At 40.2% G+C, this 12,724-nt stretch carries 11 protein-coding genes; 9 read left to right on the top strand and 2 right to left on the bottom strand.

Features of this window, described 5'->3' with window-relative positions:
• Window positions 1-17 precede the first annotated feature (17 nt).
• The 8 genes from preA (at window position 18) to rnz (ending at window position 9,467) form a co-directional block, all read left to right on the top strand.
• Entirely contained in the window at window positions 18-1,298 is a 1,281-nt protein-coding gene (preA, locus tag ACWATA_RS02490) for an NAD-dependent dihydropyrimidine dehydrogenase subunit PreA (RefSeq protein ID WP_028411570.1), read from the top strand.
• A gap of 19 nt (window positions 1,299-1,317) precedes the next feature.
• On the top strand, window positions 1,318-2,736 hold the full coding sequence (gene hydA / locus ACWATA_RS02495) for a dihydropyrimidinase (RefSeq protein WP_033579723.1): 1,419 nt from the start codon (window positions 1,318-1,320) through the stop codon (window positions 2,734-2,736).
• 33 nt (window positions 2,737-2,769) lie between these two features.
• Window positions 2,770-2,982, top strand: a complete 213-nt coding sequence (locus ACWATA_RS02500) for a hypothetical protein (protein ID WP_028411568.1) — start codon at window positions 2,770-2,772, stop codon at window positions 2,980-2,982.
• A gap of 395 nt (window positions 2,983-3,377) precedes the next feature.
• A complete protein-coding gene (locus ACWATA_RS02505; RefSeq protein WP_013059103.1) occupies window positions 3,378-3,569 on the top strand; it encodes a hypothetical protein in 192 nt (63 codons plus the stop codon).
• A gap of 139 nt (window positions 3,570-3,708) precedes the next feature.
• Window positions 3,709-5,340, top strand: coding sequence for a PucR family transcriptional regulator (locus ACWATA_RS02510; protein ID WP_034327230.1), 1,632 nt, complete (start codon window positions 3,709-3,711; stop codon window positions 5,338-5,340).
• A 207-nt stretch (window positions 5,341-5,547) separates the two neighbouring features.
• Window positions 5,548-7,017, top strand: coding sequence for a CoA-acylating methylmalonate-semialdehyde dehydrogenase (locus ACWATA_RS02515; protein ID WP_028411566.1), 1,470 nt, complete (start codon window positions 5,548-5,550; stop codon window positions 7,015-7,017).
• A 93-nt stretch (window positions 7,018-7,110) separates the two neighbouring features.
• A complete protein-coding gene (locus tag ACWATA_RS02520; protein WP_028411565.1) occupies window positions 7,111-8,469 on the top strand; it encodes an aspartate aminotransferase family protein in 1,359 nt (452 codons plus the stop codon).
• A 68-nt stretch (window positions 8,470-8,537) separates the two neighbouring features.
• Window positions 8,538-9,467, top strand: a complete 930-nt coding sequence (gene rnz / locus ACWATA_RS02525; RefSeq protein WP_154973111.1) for a ribonuclease Z — start codon at window positions 8,538-8,540, stop codon at window positions 9,465-9,467.
• 28 nt (window positions 9,468-9,495) lie between these two features.
• Here the strand turns inward: rnz and namA are convergent, their stop codons facing one another.
• Together namA and proI are read right to left on the bottom strand one after the other, a co-directional pair.
• Entirely contained in the window at window positions 9,496-10,512 is a 1,017-nt protein-coding gene (gene namA / locus ACWATA_RS02530; protein ID WP_028411563.1) for an NADPH dehydrogenase NamA, read from the bottom strand.
• A 137-nt stretch (window positions 10,513-10,649) separates the two neighbouring features.
• Window positions 10,650-11,498, bottom strand: a complete 849-nt coding sequence (proI, locus tag ACWATA_RS02535; protein ID WP_028411562.1) for a pyrroline-5-carboxylate reductase ProI — start codon at window positions 11,496-11,498, stop codon at window positions 10,650-10,652.
• 268 nt (window positions 11,499-11,766) lie between these two features.
• On the opposite strand from proI, the gene ACWATA_RS02540 reads away from it, so the two are divergent.
• A complete protein-coding gene (locus ACWATA_RS02540) occupies window positions 11,767-12,723 on the top strand; it encodes an MBL fold metallo-hydrolase (RefSeq protein ID WP_028411561.1) in 957 nt (318 codons plus the stop codon).
• Window position 12,724: the final 1 nt, after the last annotated feature.

A 12,724-nucleotide genomic window follows, 5' to 3' on the forward strand; every position in this document is an offset into this window, starting at 1 on the left:
AGGAGGAGGAGAAATCTATGGCAGATTTAACAACAAATTTAGCAGGTATTCAATCACCAAATCCGTTTTGGCTGGCATCCGCACCGCCAACCAATTCAGGTTATCAAGTGCAGCGTGCATTTGAAGCAGGATGGGGAGGCGCAGTTTGGAAAACGCTTGGTGATCCGATTTTAAATGTTTCCTCTCGATTTGCTGCCGTTGGCTTCAACGGTCAGCGCGTAGCCGGCTTTAACAATATTGAGTTAATCACCGATCGTCCGCTTGAAGTTAATTTGAAGGAAATCTATGAAACGAAAAAGAAGTTTCCTAACCACGCAATTATTGCCTCTCTTATGGTAGAGCCTCAGCAAGAAAAATGGCATGAGATTGTCAAAAAAGTAGAAGACGTAGGAGTGGATGGACTAGAGCTGAACTTTGGCTGTCCGCATGGAATGGCAGAACGAGGGATGGGTGCTGCCTCTGGGCAAGTCCCTGATTTAGTTGAAAAACAAACGTATTGGGCTAAAGAAGTTGCTCAAACACCGGTCATTGTTAAATTAACCCCAAATATCACAGATATCACCGTTACAGCAGAAGCAGCGGTTCGAGGCGGTGCTGACGCTGTTAGTATGATTAACACCATTAATAGTTTAGCAGGAGTAGACATTCATTCATGGAATACAATTCCACACGTAGCGGGAAAAGGCGCTCACGGAGGCTATTGCGGCCCGGCTGTTAAGCCGATTGCATTAAACATGGTTGCTGAATGTGCAAGAAGTCCGTTTATTAACGTTCCAATATCTGGTATGGGGGGCGTTTCGAACTGGCAAGAAGCAGTGGAATTTATGCTCATGGGTGCTACAGGTGTGCAAGTATGTACAGCTGCTATGCATCACGGATTCCGCATTGTAGAGGATATGATTCAAGGTCTCAACTATTACTTGGATGAAAGAGGAATCGAAAAAGTAAGCGATATTGTAGGGAAAGCCGTTTCAAAATATTCCGACTGGGGCAACTTAGATCTCAATTATAAAGTAGTGGCTCGCATCGACCCTGATACGTGTATTAACTGCAATAAGTGTCATATTTCTTGTGAAGATACTTCTCACCAATGTATTGATATGTTGAAAGATCCTTCAGGGAAACCTTATTTAAAAGTACGAGAAGAAGATTGTGTAGGCTGTAATTTATGTTCGATTGTATGTCCTGTGGACGGAGCTATATCTATGGTTGAATTACCAAATGAACAACCGCCAATGACGTGGAATGAACGCCAAGCTGCTTTACAAGCGACGGCTGCACAGCGATTGGACGTATAAATACAAAGGGGATGAAGAAATGAAGAAAATCGTTAAAAATGGTGTCATAGTCACAGCAACAGATACGTATAAAGCCGATATTTTAATTGAAAATGGAGTGATTTCGGCAATTGGCTCAGCTTTTGAAGAACAGGGATGCGAAGTGATTGATGCAAAAGGCAACTATGTATTCCCAGGAGGCATCGATCCCCATACTCATTTGGATATGCCGTTTGGAGGGACCGTTACAAAAGACGACTTTGAAACAGGTACAAGAGCAGCAGCTTTTGGAGGTACGACAACTGTTATTGATTTTTGCTTAACCAATAAAGGCGAACCGCTCCAAAAAGCGATCGGCACATGGCATGAAAAATCAAAAGGAAAAGCGGCTATCGATTACAGCTTTCATCTAATGATTGGAGAAATCACGGAAGATGTATTAAATGAGCTTCCTACGATTATTGAAAAAGAAGGAATTACTTCTTTTAAAGTGTTCATGGCCTATAAAAATGTTTTTCAAGCAGACGATGCTACCCTTTACCAAACGCTAGTGCAAGCTAAAAAACTAGGGGCGCTTGTGATGGTACATGCTGAAAATGGAGATGTTATTGAGTATTTAACGGCAAAAGCGCTGGAGCAAGGACAAACTGATCCTATCTATCATGCACTCACTCGTCCTCCGGAAATAGAAGGAGAAGCTACGGGAAGAGCCGCAGTGCTAACCGAGCTTGCTGACTCACAGCTCTATGTTGTTCACGTATCTTGCGCTGAAGCAGTTAAAAAGATTGCTGAAGCAAGGGAAAAAGGCGTAAATATCTGGGGCGAAACGTGTCCGCAGTATTTGACGCTTGACCAAACCTATTTAGAGAAACCGGATTTTGAAGGAGCAAAATACGTATGGTCGCCGCCTTTACGTGAAAAATGGAACCAAGATGTTTTGTGGAATGCCCTGCGTAATGGCGACTTGCAAACGATTGGATCAGATCAGTGCTCGTTTGATTTTAACGGTCAAAAAGATCTAGGAAAAGGAGATTTTACAAAGATTCCAAACGGAGGACCTATTATCGAGGATCGCATGAGCCTTTTATTTTCAGAAGGAGTAGTGAAAAACCGAATTAATATCAATCAGTTTGTGGATATAACGTCAACAAAAATCGCGAAGCTGTTCGGACTGTATCCGAAAAAAGGAACGATAGCAGTTGGTGCAGACGCGGATCTGCTTATATTTGACCCTTCTGTTGAACGTGCGATTTCAGCTAAAACGCATCATATGGCAGTTGATTATAGCGCATTTGAGGGAATGAAAGTTACAGGTGAGCCGGTTTCAGTGCTTTGCCGAGGAGAATTTGTCGTAAAAGATAAGCAGTTTGTCGGTCAAAAAGGCTATGGACAGTATACAAAAAGAGCAAAGTTTAATGAGTTAAACACGGCTAACGAAGCTGAAAAATTAACGTTATAAAAACAGATGCCAAAATAGATTGGAGGCAGGGGAATGTCAAGTTACCATGAATATATGGCAGAGCGGGAAAAGATTGATTTTTTGCTGCAAAAAGGATTTAAAATAACGGCTGTAACAGAGAATCTAAGCGGGGCGTTTGTGACGTTTGAACGCATCGAAAAGAATCAAACCGAACAAGAAACGCTTCATATATTGACGGCGGATGCTAGAAAGTATTTTTCATCCTTACTGATTCAACAAGTATAAAAACGAAGGCTGAGACAAAATTATTTTAGCTGAAGGAAGATCCGAACGATGAATCGTTCGGATTTTTTTATTGGTAGGGTGAACGTAGGTTTCACGTATGCAGGAGCTCCTAGATGTTGATGGAAGTAATTTAGTTATGTCTCAATCCCTTTCTTTGTTTACTAAGACCTATAAGTTTTTTACTATATTGGCTGACAAAAGTGATCCGTTTTTGTGTTTTTTTCGTTTTGGATGTGAAACAAAATAACTAGATATTATCCATTGACTGTATTACAGTTGTTACATTTCGTTTACATCGAAAGAGAAAAGGTTTAGTTATCTAGTAAATTGTAGTAAATATTATAGTAGAACGTTTTCACAATAAATCTATTAAATATAAAAAGGGTGTGACACGGATGGATCAAGCTACGCAGTGTATGACACAAGAAGAAACAAAAATTATTGATAAATTAAAAATGGAAATGTTAAATGCAGTGTCACTACAAGATTTGCGTTTTTATAAAAAAGAAATTCACCGAATTAAAGAACAAGCGGTTAAGCGCCACGGTTTTTTTAATAAATTACAGCAAACGGCTCAGAAGCTGTAACGATCCATTATCGTTACAGCTTTTTTCGTTTCTTTTATTAAATATTTTATTTCTTCTAAATATTTAATATAATGTAAGAAGATATAGCTTTTGTTCTACACATATGCGAAATACGCGTTAATGATCCAGGAGACATGATGTGAAATTCGCTAGGGGCGGTGTTGACTTGAAATCATATTTAACAGTAACAGAGATTTTAACAAGGAAACATTTTGTAAACTGTGAAGTAATAGCTGGAGAGAAAGGGCTTACTAATTCTGTGAAGTGGGTGCACGTGATGGAAGTGACGCGCATTAATGAGCTGCTAAAAGGAAACGAGCTCATTTTATCAACAGGGGTAGGCTGGGGAGAAGATCCTCAATCTTGTTTATCATTTCTTCAGCAATTAATTTCTTGTAAGGCATCAGGACTGTGTATTGAACTTGGCACTTATACTTCTAAGATTCCGCAAATTGTCATTGATAAAGCGAACGAATGTGATTTTCCGATTATTTTATTTCACGAAGAAGTTCCGTTCGTTGAAATTACGCAAGATGTTCACTCACTTTTAATTAATCAGCATTATCAAATGATTTCCGATTTAGAACAGTATTCTCATCGGCTAAATCAGCTGCTGTTAACAGTTAATGACCCGGCCGTTATCTTACAGTGTTTATATGAATCTACGGGGCTTCTTGTCGGCCTTAAAGTTTCAAATGAATTATTTACCTTTGCTCCGGAGATGGACTTACTCAAACAGCAGCTTCTACTTCATTATATAAGCAGGGAAAATGAGAGTCCGCATTTTAATGAGCAGCCTATTCATTTATTAGGACAAGATTATGCTCAGCTGTATGTCGCCTCTATAAATGAAGCGTTAACAGAACTTGAAGTGCTCACCGTTGATCGGACGGCAACTGCACTTGCTCAGCATTTTTTGAAGGACTTGTATGTCGAAGAGAAAAAAAGAGTAGATGAAACTGAATGGATGACGAAATGGATGAACGGAGAGCTAACTCTTGAACAAATAAAAGATTCTATGCACGAGGTGTGTTCAGATTCTCCTATTCGCGGGGGTATCGTTGTTTGCTGTAAGTGGCAAAGACGGGAAAAGTTTGATCGAACGTATTTTAAGCTGATCTTACGAAGCATCTTTGAACAAGAAGGCTTTCACTTATTAGTCTCCGAGCGAAATCGCGAAGTGTTATTTATTCTTTTGAACAAACGAATGGTTAGCACGTGGAGAGAGAGATTAGAAAGCAGCCTTCACCGCTGGATGAATCAATACGAATCGGATGAAAACTCAAAGCGGAACGCTATTAGCTTTATCGGAATTGGCCAATACTGTGAACAGCTTGACTGTATGCATAAAAGCTATGAAACGGCTAAAGAAACAATTTCGATTCAAGAAATGCTGCAAAAACAAACCATTATTCATTTTTATGATGATTTGCATATGTACCGAATTATTTCGCTTTTACATCAGCATGAAGACTTACAGGAAGTGGTGTTTGAATATCTGCAGCCCGTTATTACATATGATGAAACGTACAATGCAAAACTCATGGAAACATTAAAAATTTATTTAGCATGCAACGGATCTAAACAAGAGACGGCTAAGCGTTTATACATTGTGCGGCAAACGCTGTATCACCGCATTGAAAAACTAGAAAAGCTGCTGGGTGAAGATTTTATGGAGCCGGAAAAACGATTGGCGATTGAATTTATGATTATGGCATATGAATATTTGTTTATGATGAAAAAGTCGCGTGCGGAATTTATAAACGGATAAGTAAGCAGCTGGAAACAGCTGTTTTTTTATGTTGAGGATGATTTTACTATATGTTCATTTTAGTTCATGCTTTCTCCGAGTTCACTGCGCAAAATGTGAAACGAGAATCTAGAGTTGTTTCACATTTTGTCTAATGCAACCACCATTTATTTATTCAATAATAAAGGTAGATTTGTCATTTCTTATTTTTTGAGGAGGCCAAGCGATATGTCAGTTGTGAATAATGATACGCAAGTTTTAAAAAATTACGTGGGCGGAAAATGGGTTGATACGGCAGGGCAAAAATTTGGAGAGGTAATTAATCCATCGACGGGCGAAGTAATTGCAAAAGTACCGCTTTCTACAAAAGAAGACGTAGCCAATGCGGTGGAAACAGCGCAAAAAACATTTGAAACATGGCGTAACGTTCCTGCTCCAAAACGAGCAAGATTAATGTTTGCGTTTCAGCATTTACTAGTTAAGCATCACGAAGAGTTAGCGAAATTAGTTGTACAAGAAAACGGCAAGGCTTTTAAAGAAGCTTACGGTGAAGTACAGCGCGGTATTGAATGCGTGGAGTTTGCTGCGGGTGCTCCTACTTTATTAATGGGAGAATCATTAAATAACATAGCGGAAGAAATTGATTCTGAAATGTTCCGTTTCCCACTTGGTGTTGTCGGAGGCATCACACCTTTTAATTTTCCAATGATGGTACCGCTGTGGATGTTCCCACTTGCCATTGTATGTGGAAATACGTTTGTATTAAAACCGTCTGAGCGAACGCCGCTTTTAGCAACGCGACTTGCTGAACTTTTTACAGAAGCAGGAGCACCGGATGGATTATTAAATATTGTACACGGGGCACATGATGTCGTGAATGGATTAATAGAGCACGAAAAAGTTAAAGCGATTTCATTCGTCGGATCGCAGCCGGTAGCAAAGTATGTTTATGAACAAGCTGCAGCTCAAGGGAAACGAGTTCAGGCTTTATCCGGAGCTAAAAATCATCATGTTGTGATGCCAGACTGCGATATGGATAAAGCGGTATCCCATATTATCAGCTCGGCTTATGGAAGTGCCGGCCAGCGATGCATGGCTTGCAGCGCGGTGGTCGTAGTTGGTGAAAAAGGAGATGAATTCGTCGCGAAATTAAAGCAAAAAGCAGATGAATTAATTATGGGAAGCGGATTTGATGATGAAGTGCTTCTAACGCCCGTGATTCGAAAAGAGCACCGTGATAAGGTGCTGGATTATATTGAACTTGGCATGAAAGAAGGGGCGGAACTCATTCGTGACGGACGTAAAGAAATGGATGAACATGCAGAAGGAAATTTCTTAGGAGCAACCATTTTTGACCGCGTAACTCCTGATATGACCATTGCTAAAGAAGAGATTTTTGCACCTGTACTAAGCTTGCTTCGCGCTGACACATTAGATGAAGCACTTCGCTATATGGAAAAATCTCGTTTTGGAAATGGAGCAACGATTTATACAAAAGATGCAAAAGCGGTGCGTCAATTTAGAGAAGAAGCAGATGCGGGTATGCTCGGCATTAACGTAGGAGTACCTGCTACGATGGCCTTCTTCCCATTCTCCGGCTGGAAAGACTCTTTTTACGGAGATTTGCATGTAAACGGCAAAGACGGTTTGAACTTCTTTACACGTAAAAAGATGGTTACATCACGCTTTGACTTTTAACATATAGATGAATATAGCAAGTGGCTTCGGCATTTTGTCGAAGTCTTTTCATACAGAAAAAAATACCGCGCTAGCGATTTGGGAGTGGATAAGATGGTACAGGTCAGTCAAAATGAAAAAGATCTGCGTGCAAAAGATGAGCAGTATGTATGGCATGGAATGAAACCATACAGTCCGGATGCAACGATGGTAGCTACAAAAGCAAAAGGTGCTTGGATTACAGATGAACAAGGAAATCGCTATTTAGATGCAATGGCAGGGCTTTGGTGTGTAAATACCGGGTATGGACGGGATGAGTTAGCGCTCGCAGCTTACGAGCAGCTAAAAGAACTGGCTTATTTTCCGCTCACTCAATCTCACGTACCTGCTATCAAACTAGCAGAGAAGCTAAATGAAATGCTAGGTGATGACTATGTTATCTTCTTTTCAAATAGCGGATCTGAAGCAAATGAAACGGCTTTTAAAATTGTGCGTCAATACCATCAGCAAAAAGGAGAGCATTCTCGCTACAAATTTATTTCGCGTTACCGAGGGTATCACGGAAATTCAATGGGCGCACTAGCAGCAACGGGCCAAGCTCAGCGTAAATATAAATATGAACCGCTTGCTCCTGGCTTTATTCACGTTGCGCCGCCTGATTCATACCGAGGGCAAGATGACTACCATGCGCCAAAAGAAGAGCTTCAATCTGTAAAAGATATTGACAATGTCATGACGTGGGAGCTAAGCGAAACGATTGCCGCTGTTATTATGGAGCCAATTATTACAGGTGGAGGAATTCTTTTACCGCCTCAAAATTATATGAAAGGCGTAAAAGAAACGTGTGAAAAACACGGTGCACTTCTAATTGTAGATGAAGTTATTTGCGGCTTTGGACGTACAGGAGAAGCCTTTGGTTTTATGAACTACGATGTAAAACCAGATATCATTACCATGGCAAAAGGAATTACAAGCGCATATCTTCCGCTCTCGGCAACTGCTGTTAAAAAAGAAATCTATGAAGCGTTCAAAGATAGCGATCAGTACGAGTATTTTCGTCACGTTAATACATTTGGAGGAAGCCCGGCTGCGTGTGCACTGGCATTAAAGAATTTAGAAATTATGGAAAGAGAAAATCTGTTTGATCGTTCTAAACAGCTCGGGGCTTACGTATTAAGTGAGCTAACGCCGCTTATTGATAGCCACCCATACGTTGGAGATGTAAGAGGTAAAGGGCTTTTAATCGGAATTGAACTTGTAGCTGATAAGCAAACGAAGGAACCGCTAGACGTTAATCTTGTAAATGAAGTGATTGCTAAATGTAAAAGCAAAGGAGTCATTATTGGGAAAAATGGAGCAACGGTAGCCGGCTATAATAATGTTCTCACGCTCTCGCCGCCGCTCAACATTGAGGAAAGTGATATTGAGCTGTTATTAGCTACTATTACGTATGCGCTTGACAGCATCAAATAGGTAAGTTTGCAAAAAGCCTGTATAATATACTTACAGGCTTTTTGTGCGTGTGAAGGAGGAAGTAGAAAATGGAATTGTTATTTTTAGGAACGGGTGCAGGAGTACCAGCAAAACAGCGGAATGTTTCATCTCTTGCGCTCGAACTTTTGCAAGAAAGAGGGGCGGTGTGGCTTTTTGATTGCGGAGAAGCAACGCAGCATCAAATTTTACATACAACCGTTAAACCGAGACGAATTGAGAAAATTTTTATTACGCACCTTCACGGTGATCATATTTATGGCTTACCTGGACTCCTTGGAAGCCGTTCGTTTCAAGGCGGAGAATCGCTGCTTACTGTATACGGGCCAAAAGGAATTAAAGAATTTATTGAAGTCACGCTGGCTGTAAGTCAAACTCATATGCAATATCCTCTAGAGGTTGTTGAAATAGAAGAGGAAAGTGAAAGTGGAACGATTTTTGAAGATGAAACTTTTTCAGTGAAGTTTGGCAAACTTGAACATGGCATTTTATCTTATGGATATCGCGTTGTCGAAAAAGATTTGCCAGGGTCACTGGACGTTCAGCGTTTAAGAGAAATGAATATTCCCCCAGGGCCTCATTATCAGCAGTTAAAAGAAGGGAAAGAAGTAGTATTAAAAGATGGGCGTCTAATCAATGGACAAGAGTTTGTAGGAGAACCTAAAAAAGGGAAGGTCATCACGGTTTTAGGAGATACAAGAAGGTGCACGCAAAGTGTTCAGCTTGCTATGCATGCGAATGTGTTAATCCATGAAGCTACGTTTGCAGCGGGAGACGAGGAGCTTGCTTACAACTATTTTCATTCTACTGCAAAAGAAGCCGCTGAAATTGCTAAAACAGCATCGGCCGAGCGTCTTATTTTATCTCATATCAGTTCGCGTTACCAAGGAGACGCAGTCAGCCAGTTAGCAGAAGGAGCAAAAGAAATTTTTCCGAATACCGATATAGCAGAAGACTTAAAAAGGTTTACGATTTCATAAAAAAAGCCGAGGATATCCTCGGCTTTTTTTACCATCCGCGTTCGTACTGAACGGGTGCTGAAAGTGTTTCATTTAATTCTTTTGCCGCCGTGCGCGGGAAGTACGGATCGCGCAGAAGTTCGCGCGCAACAAAAATTAAATCAGCGCGTTCGCTTTGTAAAACCTCTTCAGCTTGTCGTCCAGTTGTAATTAATCCAACTGCGCCTGTATCAATATTTGCCTGCTGCTTAATTTTATCTGCAAACGGAACTTGATAGCCAGGGTATACGTTAATTGGAGCATGTACAAGAGCACCGGAACTAACGTCAATTAAGTCGACGCCTTGTTCTTTCATCCATTTTGCAAATACAACGTGATCATCGACTGTTAATCCGCCTTCTGTATAGTCAGAAGCAGAAACACGGACAAATAAAGGACCGTCCCACTCTGTTTTCACAGCGTCAATAATTTCCTTTAAGAAACGATAGCGGTTTTCTGCGCTGCCGCCATATTCGTCGCTGCGTTTATTGCTTAGCGGTGATAGGAATTGATGTACTAAATAACCGTGTGCCGCGTGAAGCTCGATAATATCAAATCCAGCTTCCTTTGAGCGTCGAGCGCTTTCTTTAAAGGCAGAAATCGTTTCATGAATTTGTTCTGTGGTCATTTCCACAGGTTTTTTACTTTTATCATCAAAAGCAATCGCAGAAGGAGCATAAATATCGCCTTCAACAGTTGCTTTACGTCCTGCGTGTGCAAGTTGAATGGCCGTTTTTGCACCGTTTTCTTTTAGCTGTGTCACAAGTTTTGTTAATCCATCTCTTTGCTCATCATTCCAAATCCCTAAGTCTTGAGCTGAAATACGACCTTGTGGGACGACAGCTGAGGCTTCAACCATAATGAGACCTACTTGTCCAACCGCGCGAGTTGTGTAGTGAACCATATGAAAGTCGGTTACTACTCCGTCTTCTTTTTCGCATGAATACATGCACATTGGTGACATTACAATTCGGTTTTTTAATGTTACGTCTTTCACTGTATAAGGTGAAAATAGTTTTGTTGTCATTCGGTTTAACCTCCAATTATTTCGATACTCTAAACAAAAGTTATTATATCACCGCATTGAAATATCTTTCACATAATCTGCTTATCCATTTTTAATCATAAAAAAACCTCTTTCTTTTTTTAGAAAGAGGTGAACCTTTACGAACGTTTACTCGAGATTTTTTCGTCAATCGTATCTCCTAAATATTTAGAGCGAATGGTAGCTTGTTCAATACACTGCATCATCGCTTCTTGGAAGTTATGAGAAATAAGCTGTTCGATTCCTGCTTCTGTTGTACCGCCAGGACTCATAACTTCTTTTCGAAGTACGGCCGGTGTTTTAGGTGACTGTTTCAGCATTTCTGCAGCACCGATAAGCGTTTGAAGAATTAGTTCATTTGACACTGACGTATCCAAGCCTTGTTTTTCAGCTGCTTTTTCCATTGCTTCTACTAAATAATAGACATACGCTGGGCCGCTTCCAGATAGTCCTGTTACAGCGTGAAGCTGCTCTTCCTCTACAGTTGTAACCGTACCAATCGTTTCAAATAAAGCAGTAGTAACGTTCATATGCTCCGCTGTAGCAAACTTCCCGGGTGCAATGGCTGTAGCCGATAATCCAATAGAAGCAGATGTATTTGGCATAGCTCTTACAACCGCTACTTCTTGGTCAAACAAGTTTACAATTGTGGCAGTCGATACACCCGCTAAAACAGAGAGAACGAGGTGATGGGGACGAATATAGGACTTAATCGTATTGATGCTTTCGGCTACGTCTTTTGGTTTAATAGCAAGCACGACGATATCGCTTTTTTCTATGAACAAGGCATGATTACGCGTAATGTTAATTCCATAGGCGTTTCGAAGTTCGTGAAGTCTTTTATCGCTGCTATGATTTGTTACGGTGATTTGATTGGGGCGAAGCTTTTTATCTGACAGCAGCCCTGAGATCATGGCTTCAGCCATTGATCCAGCTCCAATAAAGGCGATGTTTAAATCCGTTTTCATTAAAATTTCCTCCAGTCATTTGCTATCCAATGAAAACAGATACTGAAATTTCAGTATCTGTTAAAGGTTTGTGTTTGTGTATCTCTTCTTTATAAAATGCATAGTTATCTAAAGATATGAATAAAACTTCACTATATTTCTGTCATTATGCAATGAAAAAGAGAGGGATGTCAATGTAATTTTCAGAAAACGAAAGCAATTGTATAAATAAGGGGAAAAATCGTGTAAACTTAAAAGAAAATGCGATGGTAAAGGAGCAAAAATACAGATGAATGAGCAATTGTATAAAATTGTGCTGCCTACTCCTTTTGCGGTAGGAGATGTGAATGTTTTTGTTATAAAAGGTCAGACCGTTACGCTAATCGATGCTGGTATTAAAACGGAGGCAGCGTGGTCTGTATTTAAAGAAAAGCTTAATGAAATAGGATTAAAACCAGATGATATTAAACAAGTTGTCCTAACTCATCACCATCCTGATCACGTAGGAATGCTTGATTTTTTTGATAAAGATATCGCCATAGTCGGTCATGCGAAAAATCAGCCTTGGATCTCTCAGAATCCGGATTTTTTTGAGTGGTACGATGCGTTTTTTGAAGATCACTTTATGAAAGCGGGCGTAGATGAAAGATTTCGCCCCTATTTAAAACGTTTAAAAGCATCAATGAAGTATTCATGTCACCGTTCTCTTACGACTTCTGTGCAGGAAGGAGATTACATTCCGGGCCTAGAGAGTTGGAAAGTGCTTGAAGTGCCCGGTCATGCTCAAAGCCATATTGCATTATACAATGAAAAAACAGCGGTTATGATTGGAGGAGATTTGCTGTTAAAGCATATTTCATCTAATCCGCTTATTGAACCTCCTATGAAACCAAGCGGCGAGCGGCCTAAAACGCTTCTTCAATATAATCATTCGTTAAGACGTCTGCTTGACTTAGAGATAAGCTGTATCTATACAGGTCATGGAGATGAAGTATTACATGTCCGTGAACTTGTACAAGAGAGGTTACAAAAGCAAAGCGACCGAGCGGATAAAGTGCTTAGCATGATAAAAGAACGCCCTCAAACAGCGTTTGATATTTGCAAACAGCTATTTCCTACTATTTATGAAAAAGAACTAGGGCTAACTCTTTCTGAAACAATTGGTCAGCTCGATTTTTTAGAAGATGCAAATAAAATCAGTACACATGAAAAGGAAAGTACGCTTATTTATTCTGTGTGCTCTTAAC

It is taken from the genome of Priestia sp. USM5 (assembly GCF_058323215.1).

Coding starts and splice junctions, on each gene's coding strand:
- preA (WP_028411570.1), top strand. CDS start 18: ATGGCAGATTTAACAACAAATTTAGCAGGTATTCAATCACCAAATCCG.
- hydA (WP_033579723.1), top strand. CDS start 1,318: ATGAAGAAAATCGTTAAAAATGGTGTCATAGTCACAGCAACAGATACG.
- ACWATA_RS02500 (WP_028411568.1), top strand. CDS start 2,770: ATGTCAAGTTACCATGAATATATGGCAGAGCGGGAAAAGATTGATTTT.
- ACWATA_RS02505 (WP_013059103.1), top strand. CDS start 3,378: ATGGATCAAGCTACGCAGTGTATGACACAAGAAGAAACAAAAATTATT.
- ACWATA_RS02515 (WP_028411566.1), top strand. CDS start 5,548: ATGTCAGTTGTGAATAATGATACGCAAGTTTTAAAAAATTACGTGGGC.
- ACWATA_RS02520 (WP_028411565.1), top strand. CDS start 7,111: ATGGTACAGGTCAGTCAAAATGAAAAAGATCTGCGTGCAAAAGATGAG.
- rnz (WP_154973111.1), top strand. CDS start 8,538: ATGGAATTGTTATTTTTAGGAACGGGTGCAGGAGTACCAGCAAAACAG.
- namA (WP_028411563.1), bottom strand. CDS start 10,512: ATGACAACAAAACTATTTTCACCTTATACAGTGAAAGACGTAACATTA.
- proI (WP_028411562.1), bottom strand. CDS start 11,498: ATGAAAACGGATTTAAACATCGCCTTTATTGGAGCTGGATCAATGGCT.
- ACWATA_RS02540 (WP_028411561.1), top strand. CDS start 11,767: ATGAATGAGCAATTGTATAAAATTGTGCTGCCTACTCCTTTTGCGGTA.